Source organism: Streptomyces sp. NBC_01003, assembly GCF_045162695.1.
Classification (GTDB): domain Bacteria; phylum Actinomycetota; class Actinomycetes; order Streptomycetales; family Streptomycetaceae; genus Streptomyces.
This window is the reverse complement of record NZ_CP108707.1, coordinates 7,221,285-7,237,488: the sequence shown is the minus strand read 5'-3', so window position 1 is coordinate 7,237,488 and position 16,204 is coordinate 7,221,285. Positions and strand designations below refer to the sequence as shown.

Annotated in this window: 15 protein-coding genes; 2 read left to right on the top strand and 13 right to left on the bottom strand. The window is 69.7% G+C overall.

Annotation, left to right across the window (positions count from 1 at the left end; all coding sequences use genetic code 11):
• Nucleotides 1–57: 57 nt before the first annotated feature.
• The 4 genes from OG698_RS32945 to OG698_RS32930 all read right to left on the bottom strand — a co-directional run bounded on the left by OG698_RS32945 (nt 58) and on the right by OG698_RS32930 (nt 3,229).
• A complete protein-coding gene (locus OG698_RS32945) occupies nt 58–564 on the bottom strand; it encodes a GNAT family N-acetyltransferase (protein WP_406107333.1) in 507 nt (168 codons plus the stop codon).
• Nucleotides 561–1,502 carry an RluA family pseudouridine synthase gene (locus tag OG698_RS32940; RefSeq protein WP_399970034.1) on the bottom strand — a complete coding sequence of 314 codons (942 nt, stop codon included), beginning with the start codon at nt 1,500–1,502 and terminating at the stop codon, nt 561–563. Before OG698_RS32940 ends, OG698_RS32945 begins: the two co-directional genes overlap by 4 nt.
• A gap of 62 nt (nt 1,503–1,564) precedes the next feature.
• Nucleotides 1,565–2,146, bottom strand: coding sequence for a signal peptidase II (lspA, locus tag OG698_RS32935; RefSeq protein WP_399970032.1), 582 nt, complete (start codon nt 2,144–2,146; stop codon nt 1,565–1,567).
• Between the two features lie 102 nt (nt 2,147–2,248).
• On the bottom strand, nt 2,249–3,229 hold the full coding sequence (locus OG698_RS32930) for a TraR/DksA family transcriptional regulator (RefSeq protein ID WP_406107331.1): 981 nt from the start codon (nt 3,227–3,229) through the stop codon (nt 2,249–2,251).
• Nucleotides 3,230–3,573: 344 nt separating this feature from the next.
• On the opposite strand from OG698_RS32930, the gene OG698_RS32925 reads away from it, so the two are divergent.
• Both OG698_RS32925 and ileS read left to right on the top strand, forming a co-directional pair.
• Entirely contained in the window at nt 3,574–3,765 is a 192-nt protein-coding gene (locus OG698_RS32925; protein WP_100592229.1) for a DUF1059 domain-containing protein, read from the top strand.
• A 384-nt stretch (nt 3,766–4,149) separates the two neighbouring features.
• Nucleotides 4,150–7,278 (top strand): isoleucine--tRNA ligase, encoded by a 3,129-nt coding sequence (gene ileS / locus OG698_RS32920; RefSeq protein ID WP_406107330.1) that lies wholly within the window; start codon nt 4,150–4,152, stop codon nt 7,276–7,278.
• Between the two features lie 189 nt (nt 7,279–7,467).
• Here ileS and OG698_RS32915 read toward each other — a convergent pair whose 3' ends face one another.
• From OG698_RS32915 to ftsW, 9 genes are all read right to left on the bottom strand, one after another.
• On the bottom strand, nt 7,468–8,658 hold the full coding sequence (locus OG698_RS32915; protein WP_383092348.1) for a DivIVA domain-containing protein: 1,191 nt from the start codon (nt 8,656–8,658) through the stop codon (nt 7,468–7,470).
• A gap of 46 nt (nt 8,659–8,704) precedes the next feature.
• Nucleotides 8,705–8,989 carry a YggT family protein gene (locus OG698_RS32910; RefSeq protein ID WP_033318070.1) on the bottom strand — a complete coding sequence of 95 codons (285 nt, stop codon included), beginning with the start codon at nt 8,987–8,989 and terminating at the stop codon, nt 8,705–8,707.
• 74 nt (nt 8,990–9,063) lie between these two features.
• Nucleotides 9,064–9,702 carry a cell division protein SepF gene (locus OG698_RS32905; protein WP_100592227.1) on the bottom strand — a complete coding sequence of 213 codons (639 nt, stop codon included), beginning with the start codon at nt 9,700–9,702 and terminating at the stop codon, nt 9,064–9,066.
• A gap of 127 nt (nt 9,703–9,829) precedes the next feature.
• Complete coding sequence (locus OG698_RS32900) at nt 9,830–10,549, bottom strand: YggS family pyridoxal phosphate-dependent enzyme (protein WP_356283406.1); 720 nt, start codon at nt 10,547–10,549, stop codon at nt 9,830–9,832.
• Between the two features lie 6 nt (nt 10,550–10,555).
• Nucleotides 10,556–11,287, bottom strand: a complete 732-nt coding sequence (gene pgeF, locus OG698_RS32895; RefSeq protein ID WP_406107327.1) for a peptidoglycan editing factor PgeF — start codon at nt 11,285–11,287, stop codon at nt 10,556–10,558.
• A 35-nt stretch (nt 11,288–11,322) separates the two neighbouring features.
• Entirely contained in the window at nt 11,323–12,534 is a 1,212-nt protein-coding gene (ftsZ, locus tag OG698_RS32890; protein WP_399970022.1) for a cell division protein FtsZ, read from the bottom strand.
• Between the two features lie 285 nt (nt 12,535–12,819).
• Nucleotides 12,820–13,662, bottom strand: a complete 843-nt coding sequence (locus tag OG698_RS32885; RefSeq protein WP_406107325.1) for a cell division protein FtsQ/DivIB — start codon at nt 13,660–13,662, stop codon at nt 12,820–12,822.
• A 91-nt stretch (nt 13,663–13,753) separates the two neighbouring features.
• Complete coding sequence (gene murG, locus OG698_RS32880) at nt 13,754–14,848, bottom strand: undecaprenyldiphospho-muramoylpentapeptide beta-N-acetylglucosaminyltransferase (protein WP_406107324.1); 1,095 nt, start codon at nt 14,846–14,848, stop codon at nt 13,754–13,756.
• Between the two features lie 6 nt (nt 14,849–14,854).
• A complete protein-coding gene (gene ftsW / locus OG698_RS32875) occupies nt 14,855–16,168 on the bottom strand; it encodes a putative lipid II flippase FtsW (protein WP_406107323.1) in 1,314 nt (437 codons plus the stop codon).
• Nucleotides 16,169–16,204 lie beyond the last annotated feature (36 nt).

Below are 16,204 nucleotides of genomic sequence, written 5' to 3'. Positions count from 1 at the left end.
TTCGGATCAGGCCGGATCACAGAACCCGCGAGCCCGGCGTGATCCAAACGAGAGGCCCTAGGGGGCGTCCGGCTGTCCCAGCGCCTTCCGCATCGCCCGGTGCGGAATCCCCGCGTCGGGAAACTCCGGCCCGTACACGGCATAGCCGAGGCGCTCGTAGAACCCCAGCGCATGTGTCTGCGCGTGCAGGTCCACGGCGACGAGCCCACGCTCCGCCGCGGCGTCCTCGATGGCCCGCACGAGGGCCGCGCCCACGCCGAGCCCGCGCGCGGCCTTCGCCACCGCGAGCCGACCGAGCGCGCCGACCCCGGCGTCCCCGCCGTTCTTCGCCACTGCGGCGGCGCCGGTCAGCAGTCGCCCCGTGCCGAGCGGCTCACCGTCGGCGCGCAGCGCCAGCACGTGCACCGTGCCCGAACCGGCGTCGTACTCGTCGTACTCGAGCTCCTGAGGAACCCGCTGCTCGATAACGAAGACCTCCTGGCGCACGGCGAAGCACGCCTTGCGGTCGGCCTCGCTGTCGGCGACCCGCACCACGTACCCGGAAGAGGGCTGCGGCGCGGTCACGAGCTCTCGGCCCGGACGCGGTCCAGGGCCGTCTGCAGGTCCTCGGGGTAACTGCTGGAGAACTCGACCCACTCGCCGTCGGCCGGGTGCTCGAAGCCGAGGCGCACGGCGTGCAGCCACTGCCGGGTGAGGCCGAGCCGCTTGGCGAGCGTCGGGTCGGCGCCGTACGTCAGGTCGCCGACGCAGGGGTGCCGGTGGGCGGACATGTGCACGCGGATCTGGTGCGTGCGCCCCGTCTCCAGCTTGATGTCGAGGAGGCTGGCGGCGCGGAACGCCTCGATGAGGTCGTAGTGCGTGACGGAGGGCTTGCCCTCGGCCGTCACGGCCCACTTGTAGTCGTGGTTCGGGTGGCGCCCGATGGGGGCGTCGATCGTGCCGCTCATCGGGTCCGGGTGGCCCTGCACCAGCGCGTGGTAGCGCTTGTCGACGACGCGCTCCTTGAACTGGCGCTTCAGCGTCGTGTACGCGCGCTCCGACTTGGCGACGACCATGAGGCCGGAGGTGCCGACGTCGAGCCGGTGGACGATGCCCTGGCGCTCGGCGGCGCCGGACGTGGAGATCCGGTACCCGGCGGCAGCGAGGCCGCCGATCACGGTCGTCCCGGTCCAGCCGGGGCTGGGGTGCGCGGCGACGCCGACCGGCTTCATGATCACGACAATGTCGTCGTCGTCATGGACGATCTCCATGCCCTCGACGGGCTCGGCGACGATCTGCACCGGGGCAGGCGCCTGCGGCATCTCCACCTCGAGCCAGGCACCGCCGTGCACCCGCTCGGACTTCCCGACCACCGAGCCGTCGACCGCGACCTTCCCCGCCGCGGCGAGCTCGGCGGCCTTGGTGCGGGAGAAGCCGAACATGCGGGAGATGGCGGCGTCTACGCGCTCGCCCTCCAGGCCGTCGGGCACGGGCAGGGTTCGGATCTCGGGAATCGTGCTCACCCATTGAGTATGCAGGAGCCCGCCGACACTCCGGACCGCGCGAGGGGAAAGCCCCAGGTCGCTCAGTCCTTGTGGACGGTCCCGTCCGGGTCGAGGCCCCGGAACGACAGGAGCACGATCAGGATGCCGCCGCACACGATCGCCGAGTCGGCGAGGTTGAACACGGCGAAGTTCTTCGGCGCGATGAAGTCGACCACGGCCCCTTCGAAGACGCCGGGCGAACGGAAGATCCGGTCGGTGAGATTGCCGAGCGCCCCGCCGAGGAGCAGCCCGAGCGCGATCGCCCAGGGCAGGCTGTAGAGCTTGCGGGCGAGCCGGGCGATCACGACGATCACGGCCGCGGCGATCACGGTGAAGATGATCGTGAAGGCCTCGCCGATGCCGAACGCGGCGCCCGCGTTCCTGATCGCCTCGAGCCGCAGCCAGTCACCGAGGAGCTCGATCGGCTCGTGGTGCTCCAGCTTCGCGACCACGATCATCTTGCTGACCAGGTCGAGGGCGTACGCGAGGGCGGCCACCGCGAACAGCACGGCGATCTTCCGCTTGCCCTTGGGCCGCTCCTGGGCCTCCCCGCCGTTGTCCGGCCCGTCTGCCCCCGCATCCGGGGTGTCCGGAGTACCGATGACGCGCTCCGCCTCTGCCACGTGAGTCCCTCAACCTAGGTACCTGACTGAGGACGAGAGTACGGCACACACGTACGCCCTCAGCAGCCCAGGAGCGACTCCATGACGGAGCGCGCCGCCGGGTCAGTAACGGCGCTCCTGCTTCTGCTTGCACTCGACGCACAGGGTCGCCCGCGGGAAGGCCTGCATCCGCGCCTTGCCGATCGGGTTCCCGCAGTTCTCGCAGATCCCGTACGTGCCCGCGTCGAGCCGCTCCAGGGCGCGCTCGGTCTGCTGGAGCATCTCCCTGGCGTTCGCGGCCAGCGACAGCTCGTGCTCCCGCGTGATGTTCTTCGTGCCGGTGTCCGCCTCGTCGTCGCCGGCGCCGTCCCCGGAGTCCCTCATGAGCCCGACGAGTGCCTTCTCCGACGACTCGATCTCGCTGTTCAGGCGCAGCGCCTCGCTCTGGAGCTCCGCCCGCGCCTCCGCGACCTCGGCCGGGGTCCAGGGGTCCTCGCCCGGCCGTACCGCGAGCTCGCCCGGCTCCACGGCCGCGATCCGCGCGTTCGGCACCGCGCGGGGCTTCTTCGCCGTGGCCGTGCCGGGGGTCTTCTTCGCAACCACAGTCGTGGCTCCCGTCGTCTCCGCGGCCGACGCCGCGCCATCGGCCGCGGACGCGACCGCCTTCTTCTCCGCGCTCTTGTGGCCAGTGGCCTTCTTGACCGCGCTCTTCCTGGCGCCCGTTCTCCCGGCCGCGCCCTCCTCGGCGACGACGCTTTCCGCTTCTTCGGAGGCCTGCGCGGTCTTCGCGCTGTGCGTGGCCTTCGCAGCCTTTGCCTTCTGAGCGGTCTTGTTGGCGGTCTTGGTGGGACCGGCGGTCTTGGTGGGACCGGCGGTCTTGGTTACGGTCTCGGCCGCCGCCTTCGCGGCCTTCGCCGTCTTCTTGGCGGCCGCGCTCTTCGTAGCGGTCTTCGTGGCCGCCGCGCTCTTCTTGGCCGCCGTCTTCGACGCGATGCTCTTCTTCCCGGCGGCCGGCTTCTTCGCGGCCGGGGCCGCGTCGGCCGCCGCCTTGCCAGGCACCTCCTCCTCGACCGCGACCTTCGCGCCGGCGGATGCCTCACGCACCCCCGCCGGTCTCTTTTTCGCCACCATGGCCGCGGCCCCTTCACATTTTGTGATCTTGCTCGCGAATCGTGCTGGGACGATAAATCGACTTCTGACCCGCGGCAACGGGGCACACCGCCCGATGCGCCCGCCCCGCACGTCCCGCGCGGCAGACTTGCAAGCGTTGTGCCCAGCTCCCCGCCGGGTAATCCGCCGAGGCGCCCGGCCCCGCGATCCGTCGGGCCCCGTGTCGCCATTCGGGTCAGCCCGCGAGGCCGTGACCAGCCCGGCAAGAGCCCTGACGAGCCCGTACGGCAACACCTCAGAGGAATAAACTGAGGCATAAATAGAGAAGGTGCATCATCATGCGCAAAGTAGTCGACTGCCGTGACGTGCCGAGCGAGACGAACTGCACCCTCGCGATCACGGGTGAGGAGGACGAGGTGGTCCGCGCCGCGGCCGAGCACTCCGTGTCCGTCCACGGTCACACCGACACCCCCGAGCTGCGGAACATGATCCGCAGCAACCTCAAGGACGAGATCCCCCAGCACGCCTGACACCGGCCGCCCCGGGTCCCCGCCGCCGCCCGCCCCGAAACCGGTCGGCCGCGTGCGCCCACGCCCCGTACACTGGGCGGAGCGAGAAGCGTGGATGGGGCCGAGTAGCGGCGTACGCAGCCAAGAGCGACCCGGGGACGGTGGAAGCCCGGGGGCGAGCGCGACGCGAAGATCACCCCGGAGCCGCCGGAAGAAAGCCCCGCTCGCGGGGCGAGTAGAGCCGGCATCGCGACCCCAATGAGGGGGCTCACCGGAGCAGTCAGCGCCCCGGAGGGCCAAGGAGGGTGGTACCGCGGGAGCGCGCCGCACACGGCGTACGTCACAGACGAAGCTCTCGTCCCTCCGACGGAGACGGAAGAAACAGTGTCCGCCGGAGGAAGATCGATGACGTACCGCCAGGTGCCCGCCCAGGTCGACCTGCCCGCCCTCGAGCACGCCGTGCTCGACTTCTGGCGCGAGCAGAAGATCTTTGCCAAGAGCTTGGAGCAGTCCGAGGGACGCCCCGAGTGGGTGTTCTACGAGGGCCCGCCCACGGCCAACGGCATGCCGGGCGCCCACCACATCGAGGCCCGCGTCTTCAAGGACGTCTTCCCGCGCTTTCGCACCATGCGCGGCTATCACGTGGCCCGCAAGGCCGGCTGGGACTGCCACGGCCTGCCCGTGGAGCTGGCGGTCGAGCAGGAGCTCGGCTTCAACGGCAAGAAGGACATCGAGGCGTTCGGCATCGCCGAGTTCAACGCCATGTGCCGCGAGTCCGTGACCCGGCACACCGACGCCTTCACCGACCTGACGACCCGCATGGGTTACTGGGTCGACCTCGACGACGCGTACCGCACGATGGACCCCGCGTACATCGAGTCCGTGTGGTGGTCGCTCAAGGAGATCTTCAACAAGGGCCTGCTGACCCAGGACCACCGGGTCGCCCCCTGGTGCCCCCGCTGCGGCACCGGGCTCTCGGACCACGAGCTGGCACAGGGCTACGAGACGGTCGTCGACCCCTCCGTCTACGTCCGTTTCCCGCTCACCTCCGGTCCGCTGGCCGGCGAGGCCTCGCTCCTCGTCTGGACGACGACCCCCTGGACGCTCGTCTCGAACACGGCGGTCGCCGCGCACCCCGACGTCACCTACGTCGTCGCGACGGACGGCAACGAGAAGGTCGTCGTCGCCGAACCCCTCGTCGAGAAGTCGCTCGGCGAGGGCTGGGAGAAGACCGGCGAGTCCTTCACCGGCGCCGAGATGGAGCGCTGGAAGTACCAACGCCCGTTCGAGCTCGTGGAGTTCCCGGCCGAGGCCCACTACGTGGTCAACGCCGACTACGTCACGACCGAGGACGGCACCGGTCTCGTCCACCAGTCCCCCGCGTTCGGTGAGGACGACCTCAAGGTCTGCAAGTCGTACGGCCTGCCGGTGGTGAACCCGGTCCGTCCCGACGGCACCTTCGAGGAGGACGTCCCGCTCGTGGGCGGTGTCTTCTTCAAGAAGGCGGACGAGAAGCTCACCGAGGACCTCAAGGACCGCGGCCTGCTCTTCCTGCACGTCCCGTACGAGCACAGCTACCCGCACTGCTGGCGCTGCCACACGGCGCTGCTCTACTACGCGCAGCCGTCCTGGTACATCCGCACCACGGAGATCAAGGACCGCCTTCTCCAGGAGAACGAGAAGACCAACTGGTTCCCGGAGAACGTGAAGCACGGCCGCTTCGGCGACTGGCTGAACAACAACATCGACTGGGCGCTGTCCCGCAGCCGCTACTGGGGCACCCCCCTCCCGCTGTGGCGCTGCGAGGACGACCACCTCACCTGCGTCGGCTCGCTGGCCGAGCTCGGCGAGCTGACCGGCACCGACCTGGCGGACCTCGACCCGCACCGCCCCTTCATCGACGAGGTCACCTTCGCGTGCCCCCAGTGCGAGAAGACGGCCACGCGCGTGCCCGAGGTCATCGACGCCTGGTACGACTCGGGTTCGATGCCGTTCGCGCAGTGGGGCTACCCGTACAAGAACAAGGAGCTCTTCGAGAGCCGGTACCCGGCGCAGTTCATCTCGGAGGCCATCGACCAGACCCGCGGGTGGTTCTACACCCTCATGGCGGTCGGCACGCTCGTCTTCGACAAGTCGTCCTACGAGAACGTCGTGTGCCTCGGCCACATCCTCGCCGAGGACGGCCGCAAGATGTCCAAGCACCTGGGGAACACCCTCCAGCCGATCCCGCTGATGGACCAGCACGGCGCTGACGCCGTGCGCTGGTTCATGGCCGCCGGCGGCTCCCCCTGGGCCGCGCGCCGCGTCGGCCACGGCACGATCCAGGAAGTGGTCCGCAAGACCCTCCTGACGTACTGGAACACGGTCGCCTTCCAGGCCCTGTACGCCCGCACGTCGGACTGGTCCCCCAGTGAGGCCGACCCGGCCCCCGCCGACCGCACCCTGCTCGACCGCTGGCTGCTCTCCGAACTGCACGCGCTCACCGACCAGGTGACGCAGGCGCTGGAGGCGTACGACACCCAGCGCGCCGGCAAGCTGCTCTCCTCGTTCGTCGACGACCTGTCGAACTGGTACGTGCGCCGCTCGCGCCGCCGCTTCTGGCAGGGCGACAAGGGGGCCCTGCGCACCCTGCACGAGGTCATCGAGACGGTCACGCGTCTGATGGCGCCGCTGACGCCGTTCATCACGGAGCGGGTCTGGCAGGACCTGGTGGTCCCGGTCACGCCGGACGCCCCCGAGTCGGTCCACCTGTCCACCTGGCCGGAGGCGGACCTCTCCGCCATCGACCCGGACCTGTCGCGGCAGATGGTCCTCGTCCGCCGCCTCGTCGAGCTGGGCCGCGCCACGCGCGCGGAGTCGGGCGTCAAGACCCGTCAGCCGCTGTCCCGCGCGCTGGTCGCGGCCGCGGGCTTCGAGACGCTCAACCCGGAGCTGCACGCCCAGATCACCGAGGAGCTCAACGTCTCCTCGCTGGCGTCGCTCTCCGAGGTCGGCGGCTCCCTGGTCGACACGACCGCCAAGGCGAACTTCCGCGCCCTGGGCAAGCGGTTCGGCAAGGGCGTCCAGGCGGTCGCGAAGGCGGTCGCGGAAGCGGACGCCGCCGCGCTCTCGCTCGGCCTGCGCGAAGGCACGGCGTCGGTCGAGGTCGACGGCGAGACGATCACGCTGGCCCCCGACGAGGTCATCATCACGGAGACCCCGCGCGAGGGCTGGTCCGTCGCCTCGGACTCCGGCGCGACGGTGGCGCTGGACCTGGAGATCACGGAGGAGCTGCGTCAGGCGGGCCTGGCCCGTGACGCGATCCGCCTGATCCAGGAGGCCCGTAAGAACAGCGGCCTGGACGTCGCGGACCGGATCGCCCTGCGGTGGACGTCCACGGAGCCCGCGGTCGTCTCGGCCCTGTCCGAGCACGCCACGTTGATCGCGGACGAGGTGCTCGCCACGGACTTCGCCCAGGGCGAGGCCGACGACGCCTACGGCGAGACATTCACGGACGAGCCGCTCGCCCTCACGTTCCGCCTGCGCAAGGCGTAACCCACGACCGAAGGCCCGGTCCCGCCAAAGATCTTGGCGGGACCGGGCCTTCGGCGTTTCGTACTCACGCACAGATGAACGTTTCTGCACCTCGCTGGCGCACCCTGAACACGGCAAAGGGCCGGGCCCCCGGAAATCCGGGGGCCCGGCCCTTGAACGCTGCCGACGCCTAAGGCGTGGTCACGCCCGTCAGTTGTCGTCCTCGTCGATGAGGAAACCGCGCATCGGCGACGGAGCCTGCTGCATCGGCGCGGGACCCTGCGGCCGCACCGGCGCCATCGGCTGGGTCATCGCCGGCGACATCTGCTGCTGGCCACCGTAGGACGGACCGGCCGGAGGCTGGTTGCCGCCCATGGTCTGGTTGCCGCCGTAGGACGGGGCACCCGCACCGGCCGACGCCATGGAAGGCGCGGGCGACGGCGGCAGCGACGCGGCTGCCGGCGTCCGCGGGGGAGCCAGCGAGTCGTCGGCCTGGGTCTCCAGCTGACGCAGCTGCGACTCGAGGTAGGACTTCAGACGCGTGCGGTACTCGCGCTCGAAGCCACGCAGGTCCTCGACCTTGCGCTCCAGCGTGGCGCGGGCGGACTCCAGGGAGCCCATCGCGACGCGGTGCTTCTCCTGCGCGTCCCGCTCCAGGGCGTCGGCCTTGGCGCGGGCGTCACGCTCGAGACCCTCGGCGCGGCTGCGGGCCTCGCCGACGATCTTGTTGGCCTCGGAACGGGCCTCCGCGATCGCCTGGTCGGCGGTCTGCTGCGCAAGGGAGAGGACACGGGCGGCGCTGTCGCCACCGGGGCCCTGACCGGGCTGCGGCATCTGCGGACCGTGACCGCCCATGGGGCCACCCATGGGACCGCCCATCGGGCCGCCCATCTGCTGCTGCAGCTGGCCCTGGCCCATCTGGCCCTGACCGAGCTGGTTCTGTCCGGGGTGACCCTGGCCGGGGTGACCTTGGCCCATCGGACCCTGGCCCATCGGGCCGGGACCCTGCTGGCCGGGACCCTGCGGACCGTGTCCACCGGGGCCTGCGGGCAGCTGCGGCGCACCGCTGGGCAGCTGGGGCGGGCCGCCCATGGGGCCACCCATCTGCTGCTGCGGCTGCACCGGCTGCGGACCCGATATTGCGGCGGGCACCGGCGCACCGGGACCGCGCTGGTCCTGCGGTTCCGGAGGCTTGCGCATGCCGCCCTGCTGCTGGTTCTGCGCAGCGGCGCGGGTGGCTGCGGCGAGCTTCGCGCGCAGGTCCTCGTTCTCTCGGAGAAGGCGAGTCAGTTCGCCTTCGACCTCGTCGAGGAAGGCATCGACCTCGTCCTCGTCATAGCCTTCTCGGAGGCGGACGGTCGTGAACTGCTTGTTCCGCACGTCCTCGGGGGTCAACGGCATCTCTTCACCTCAACGTAGTCGTCGGCATTCGGCAAGACCGTATCGTTCACAGCCGGCTCACGACGGAGATCAGGATGTAGACGATGATCATCAGTACGAAGAAGGACAGGTCGAGCGCCACGCCCCCGAGACGCAGCGGCGGAATGAACCGCCGCAGAAGCTTGAGCGGTGGATCAGTGACAGTGTAGGTGGCCTCAAGTACGACCACCATCGCCTTGCCGGGTTGCCACGAGCGGGCGAACTGGAAGACGTAGTCCATGACCAGCCGGAAGATCAGCACGATGAGGAAACACATCAGCGCGATGTAGACAACATCCAAAACCACGCTCATGTCCGCGGTTCCCTCTCCCCTGTGTCTCGTGCCTCGTTGCAAGTACTGCACCGGCACTTCACCGGTGCTGCGTCTCAGCTCTGATTGAAGAACCCGCCCTCTGCGATGCGGGCCTTGTCCTCTGCCGTGACATCGACGTTAGCAGGCGACAACAGGAACACCTTCTGCGTCACCCGCTCAATGCTGCCGTGCAGACCGAAGACGAGACCGGCGGCAAAGTCGACAAGTCGCTTCGCGTCGGTGTCGTCCATCTCCGTCAGATTCATGATCACAGGAGTGCCCTCACGGAAGTGTTCCCCGATGGTACGGGCCTCGTTGTACGTCCGGGGGTGCAGCGTCGTGATGCGGTAGGGCTCCCGCTCGGACACAACCTTGGGCATGATCACCGGTGCGTTCTTCTCCAGGCTCTGGCGTTCAGGTGTGATGGATGCCACGGGGGCGATTCGCGCCGGACGTCCGGATTCCGCGGGCAGCGGGACCGGTTCGCGCTGGGCGGGGGGCGGCACCACTCGTACCGATTCGTCCCGTTGGGACTGGTGTGGCTGATGAGTGTTGTGCGACTGATGCGAGGGTTCGTGCCGCCTACGGTCCCGCTCGGGTTCGGGGTCCAGCTCGGGCTCGAAGTCGTCGTCGGGGTCGAAGCCCCGGCCGTCGTACCCATCGTCCTCCACGAGGCCGAGGTAGACCGCCATCTTGCGCATCGCGCCGGCCATTGCTCTGAGTCCTCCGCTCTGTGGTGGATCGGCTGACGTCAACCGAAGTGCCTGCGATCCACGCGATCTCCCCGCCCATCAGCGAGAATGACCATATTTTCTGCTGTGGTCCGACTTCTTGGCGACGTTACCCGAGCCTGGGTCGGACTCCGAGTACCGCCGTACCGACGCGCACATGTGTCGCTCCGGCCGCCACGGCCTGTTCGAGGTCCGCACTCATCCCTGCTGACACCATGTTCGCAGCCGGATGAGCCCGGCGCAGGTCAGTCGACAAATCCATCAGCCGCTCGAACGCGGCCTGTTGGCGATCCGCGTACGGGCCGGTGAGCGGTGCGACCGTCATCAGACCGTCGAGGCGCAAACCGGGAGCGTCCGCCACAAGTGCCGCCAACTCCCCGATTCCGCCCGGCCCCACGCCACCGCGCTCGCCCCGCCCGTTCTCCCCGGCGTCGAGTGCGACCTGGATCAGACAGCCGAGTTCGCGCTCCGCGCGCACGGCCGCCGTCGACAGCGACGTGACGAGCTTCGAGCGGTCGACGGACTGCACGACATCGGCATAACCGACCACGGAGCGAACCTTGTTGGTCTGCAGCTGACCGACAAAGTGCCACCGGAGCGGCAGGTCAGCGCATTCCGCCGCCTTGGGCGCCGCGTCCTGGTCGCGGTTCTCGGCGACATCGCGCACACCGAGTTCCGACAAGATCCGCACATCGCTCGCGGGGTACGTCTTCGTGACCACGATCAGGGTCACTTCCTCGCGCTTACGGCCTGCGGCGACGCATGCCGAAGCGATGCGTTCCTCCACCTGTGCCAGATTTGCTGCGAGTTGAGCCTTACGGTCCGTCATGTCCCATCAGTCCAGCCAGACATAGCCTGCGAGCCGACCGGTGGTGCGGTCGCGGCGGTACGAGAAGTGGTCGTGCGACTCCAGGGTGCACACCGGCGACAGCTGCCGGTCACGCACCCCGAGCCGCTCCAGCTGGGCATGCACTCCGGCGGTCACATCGACGGCAGGAGTGCCCCAGCTGGTTTCGGCGAACGCCGCGGGTTCCACGGCGGCCACCTCGGCGCGCATCCCGTCCGGGACTTCGTAGCACTTCCCGCAGACCGCGGGGCCGGTGCGGGCCACGATGCGGGCGGGTTCGGCGCCGAGTTCCACCATCGCCGCGACCGCCGCGGGGACGACTCCGGCGGCCATGCCGGGGCGTCCGGCGTGGGCGGCGGCGGCGATTCCCGCGACGGGGTCGGCGAGCAGGACCGGAGTGCAGTCCGCGGTGAGCACGGCGAGAGCGAGTCCGCGCCGTGCGGTGACGATCGCGTCGACGGACGGGATGTCGGCGGCCGTACCCCAGGGCCCGTCGACCACCGCGACGTCCGGGCCGTGCACCTGGTTCATCCAGACCACGTGCGCCGGGTCGAAGCCGAGCGACTGCGCCGCCCTCTTGCGGTTGGCGTGGACGGCGGCCGGGTCGTCGCCGACCGCGCCGCCGAGGTTGAGCTCCTCGTACGGAGCGGCGCTCACCCCGCCCCACCGGTCGGTGAAGGCGAAGTGGGCGCCGCTCGCGTGGTCGCGCTGTCCTATCACTTCAGGAAGTCACTTCTGCAGGTCACTTGTGCCGGTCACTTCAGGAAGTCCGGCACGTCCAGCTCTTCGGCCTGGCTGTCCTGGTAGGGACGGGCCGACGGAACCTGCGGCTGGGCGACCGGGGCGGACGTCATCTCGTTCGCCGGGGCGGCCTCGACGGGCTCCGGAGCCTTCGCTTCGTCGCGCGGGGTGACGCTGCCCAGGCTGCCGAAGGACGGGCGGGCCTCGGTGGCTCGCGGTGCCGGCTCCTCGCGCTTGGCGGACGCGCCGCCGATCACGTTGTCCCGCTTGGACGGCGGCTGCCCGCCGTCGAAGCCGGCCGCGATGACCGTGACCCGCACCTCGTCGCCCAGGGCGTCGTCGATGACGGCGCCGAAGATGATGTTGGCCTCGGGGTGTGCGGCCTCACTGACCAGCTGCGCCGCCTCGTTGATCTCGAAGAGACCGAGGTCGGAGCCGCCGGAGATGGAGAGCAGCACGCCGCGGGCGCCGTCGATGGACGCTTCGAGGAGCGGCGAGGAGATCGCCATCTCCGCGGCGGCCACCGCGCGGTCGTCGCCTCGGGCGGAGCCGATGCCCATGAGCGCTGAACCGGCCTCGGACATGACCGACTTGACGTCGGCGAAGTCGAGGTTGATCAGGCCGGGCGTGGTGATCAGGTCGGTGATGCCCTGGACACCGGACAGCAGGACCTGGTCAGCCGACTTGAAGGCGTCGAGGACGGAGACCTGCCGGTCCGAGATGGACAGGAGACGGTCGTTGGGGATGACGATGAGGGTGTCGACCTCTTCGCGGAGCTCGGCGATGCCGTCCTCCGCCTGGTTCGCCCGGCGCCGGCCCTCGAAGGTGAACGGCCGGGTGACCACACCGATCGTCAGGGCGCCCAGCGAGCGTGCGATGTTGGCGACGACAGGTGCGCCGCCAGTGCCGGTGCCACCGCCTTCGCCGGCGGTGACGAAGACCATGTCGGCCCCCTTGAGGACCTCCTCGATCTCCTCGCGGTGATCCTCGGCCGCCTTGCGTCCGACGGCCGGATTGGCTCCGGCGCCGAGTCCGCGGGTGAGTTCACGGCCGACGTCGAGCTTGACGTCCGCGTCGCTCATCAACAGGGCTTGCGCGTCGGTGTTGATGGCGATGAACTCGACGCCCTTGAGACCGACCTCGATCATCCGGTTGATGGCATTGACACCACCGCCGCCGACACCGATGACTTTGATGACTGCGAGGTAGTTCTGCGGTGCTGCCACGTCGAAGGCCTCTCGCCTCGAGTTACGTGTCGCCGCCTCGCATTGGCACGTTGCGACGACTGATGCCGAAATGGGGCGGCCCGGACTGCTTGCCTGCCGACCCGAACCCTAACGCTGAAGTTTAGGGTTACCAGTGTGTCTGTTCCCTGGACTCTTCCGAACAGGACACTAAGTCGACAAGTGGCGCACGTTCAACGAACACGCCGAACCTCCCGTTTTTCTTTTCACCCTATGTGATCAGCCGTAGCAGTGCCCAACCAGGGTGCTGGCCTGCGCTGATGTGCGTCAACTGCCCAATGACGCAGGGGCGGTGGGGACACTTACGTCGAAGTGCCGCGCCTTCGGGGCCGCTTTCATGAGGGCAGTGAGCGTGGTCGCCTTGGTGTCGCCCTTCTCACCACTTCCCCATGCGACGGTGCGGCCGCCGCTCAGCTCCACGGACACATCGTCGTACGAACGGACCCTGACCGCACGGGTGTCACGGGCCACGGCCGGGGGCAGATCGCCCGCGACGCGGACCGCCTCACGCACCAGACGGTCGGGCCCGAAGCGCCGAAGGCTTGCCGCGGCGCCCGACTGATCCGGCGTCAATTCCAGTCGGGGAACGCCCCGGGGGGCCTTCTGCACGGTCGCGAAACGGACACCCTTGGCGTCAATTTCGACGAACTTGCCCGCGTTGGTGCCCCCTTCAGGATTTCCGCCCTTACTGCCGTTTTTACCGTTTTCGGCAATCAGGACCGGCCTGCGTTCGGTCACTTTCAATCCGATTCCGTGCGGCCAGGAACGCGTGACCTCAACCGAGTCGATCCGGGGCAATTTCCGGCGAAGACGGTCCTCAATGACGCCCGTATCGACGGAAATCAGCGGGGCGCCGACCGGAACGGCTGCGGCCGCACGCACTTGAGCGGGCGTCAGGATTCCGGTCCCCGAGGTCGTCACGCGCTCCACCCTCAGCCACTGAGAGCCGTACAGGAGCCAGATGGTGCCGGCGCCCAGCAGGAGGAGCGCGACCCCCGTCACGATCAGGAGGCGCGGGCGCCGCAGGCGCAGGCGGCGCCGAGGGGGCCGGGGCGGGCCGGACTTCGGCTTGTGCCGCTCGCCGCGGTCTGCGGTCGTCGGTCCGGCCACGCGCACTCCCGTTCCTGGCTCGGTTCACCTCAGGGGCGCCTCGACCGGTGGCGAGAGCCCGGCGCGCCCCTTCGGCTCACTCGCCGGTGTGTTATTGGCGGTGGCGCGAGGCGATCGCCTCGCGCACCATGCCGACGAGCAGCTCGTCGGCGTCCCGGCGGCCGAACTCGGAGGCGGCGCGGGACATCCCGTACAGCCGGTGCGGGTCGCCGAGCACGGGCAGGACGTTGCCCATGATCCACTCGGGCGTCAGTTCCGCGTCGTCGACCAGCAGTCCGCCGCCGGCCTTGACCACCGGCTGGGCGTTGAGCCGCTGTTCGCCGTTGCCGATGGGCAGCGGGACGTAGGCGGCGGGGAGCCCGACGGCGGAGAGTTCGGCGACGGTCATCGCGCCCGCGCGGCAGAGCATCATGTCGGCCGCGGCGTACGCGAGGTCCATCCGGTCCACGTACGGTACCGGGATGTACGGGGGCATCCCCGGCATCTGCTGGACATGCGGCAGTTCGTTCTTCGGGCCGACGACGTGCAGGATCTGGATGCCGGACTGCTGGAGCAGCGGAGCCACCCGCTGGACGACCTCGTTGAGGCGGCGGGCGCCCTGGGAGCCGCCGGAGACGAGGAGCGTCGGCAGGTTCGGGTCGAGGCCGAAGGCGGCGCGCGCCTCGGGCCGTACGCGCGCCCGGTCGAGCGTGGCGATGGTGCGGCGCAGCGGGATGCCGATGTAGCGGGAGCCGCGCAGCTTGCTGTCGGGCGTCGAGACCGCGACGGCCGCGGCGTAGCGGGAACCGATCTTGTTGGCGAGGCCGGGGCGGGCGTTGGCCTCGTGCACGACGATCGGCACACCGAGGCGCTTGGCCGCGAGGTAGCCGGGCAGAGCGACATAGCCGCCGAAGCCGACGACGCAGTCCGCCTTGGTGCGCTCCAGGATCTGCTCGGCCGCCTTGATCGTGCCGCGCAGCCGGCCCGGGACGGTGATCAGTTCAGGGGTTGGCTTGCGCGGCAGCGGTACGGCGGGGATCAGCGCGAGTTCGTATCCGCGCTCGGGTACGAGCCGCGTCTCGAGCCCCTTCTCCGTACCGAGGGCCGTGATGCCCACGGTCGGGTCCTGCCTGCGCAGGGCGTCCGCGAGGGCGAGCGCGGGCTCGATGTGGCCGGCGGTCCCCCCGCCGGCGAGTACGACATGCACCGAAATTCACCGCTCTCCGGACGTACGCGCCGTGGCGCGCCGTCGCATCGTGTTCCATCTCATCCGAGGCTGCCGCATGGCCAGGGCCGCCCGCGCCGCGGGTTCCTGCCGCGCGAACGCGATCAGAAGCCCAACGGCGAACATGGTCGGCAGCAACGCTGACCCCCCGTACGAGAACAGCGGGAGCGGGACACCGGCGATCGGCAGGAGACCGAGCACCGCACCGAGATTGACCACGGCCTGAGCCGTGATCCAGGTGGTCACGCCACCCGCGGCGTACCTCACGAAGGGGTCCTCCGTGCGTCCGGCCACGCGGATACCCGCATAGCCTAGAGCCGCGTACAGGGCGAGCACCGACAGCGTCCCCGCAAGGCCCAGTTCCTCACCGGTGATGGCGAAGATGAAGTCGGTGTGCGCTTCGGGGAGTTGGCCCCATTTTTCCACACTCGCACCGAGCCCGGATCCGAAGAATCCGCCCGAAGCGAGGGCGTAGATGCCGTGCAGTCCCTGCCAGCAGATGTCGTCGGGGCCCGCGTCCGTGGAGCCGAGGCAGGACAGGCGTGCCATGCGGTTCGGGCTGGTCCTGATGAGGAAGACGCCGATGGCGGCCGCGACGGAGAGCACACCGACGAACAGACGGGTGGGCGCCCCGGCCAGCCAGAGCAGTCCGAAGAGGATGGCGGTGAGCAGGATCGCCGTGCCCATGTCGCCGCCGAGCATGATCAGTCCGAGCAGCAGGAAGGCCACCGGGACGAGCGGCACCAGCATGTGTTTCCACTGGGTGAGCAGCCGCTTGTCGTGCTTGCGCGCCATGAGGTCCGCGCCCCACAGGACGAGGGCCAGCTTCCCGAACTCGCTGGGCTGGAGCATGAAGGGGCCGCCCAGCGAGATCCAGTTCTGGTTGCCCCCGATGGAGACTCCTATCCCCGGCACCTGCACGAGGACCATCAGGAAGACACTGACGGCGAGCAGCGGGTAGGCCAGCGCGCGGTGCAGCTTCACCGGCATCCGCATGGCGGCGAACAGCAGTGCCCCGCCGATCACCGCCGCGAGGAACTGCTTGCGGAAGTAGTACGAGCTGGGCAGCCCGTTCTGCAGGGCCGTGATCATCGAGGCCGAGTAGACCATCACCAGGCCGAGCACGGTGATCAGGAGGCTGGAGCCGAGGATCAGGTAGTACGCGGTGAGGGGGCGGTCCCAGGCGCGGCGGGCCTGGGTGTAGAGGCGCCGTACGGGGCTGACGCGGGCCGGCCCGGCCGGTTTCTTCGGGGGTCGCGCCGCCGGGGACCGCCGGGCCGCCCGCGCGCTGCTGCCGGGCATCAGCTCACCCCACCGCTGTACGACGATGACGCTGCC

Excerpts from the sequence above, each read along its gene's own strand:
- OG698_RS32915 (WP_383092348.1), bottom strand. The coding sequence starts at position 8,658 with ATGCCGTTGACCCCCGAGGACGTGCGGAACAAGCAGTTCACGACCGTC.
- ileS (WP_406107330.1), top strand. The coding sequence starts at position 4,150 with ATGACGTACCGCCAGGTGCCCGCCCAGGTCGACCTGCCCGCCCTCGAG.
- OG698_RS32900 (WP_356283406.1), bottom strand. The coding sequence starts at position 10,549 with ATGACGGACCGTAAGGCTCAACTCGCAGCAAATCTGGCACAGGTGGAG.
- OG698_RS32910 (WP_033318070.1), bottom strand. The coding sequence starts at position 8,989 with ATGAGCGTGGTTTTGGATGTTGTCTACATCGCGCTGATGTGTTTCCTC.
- OG698_RS32925 (WP_100592229.1), top strand. The coding sequence starts at position 3,574 with ATGCGCAAAGTAGTCGACTGCCGTGACGTGCCGAGCGAGACGAACTGC.
- ftsW (WP_406107323.1), bottom strand. The coding sequence starts at position 16,168 with ATGCCCGGCAGCAGCGCGCGGGCGGCCCGGCGGTCCCCGGCGGCGCGA.
- OG698_RS32905 (WP_100592227.1), bottom strand. The coding sequence starts at position 9,702 with ATGGCCGGCGCGATGCGCAAGATGGCGGTCTACCTCGGCCTCGTGGAG.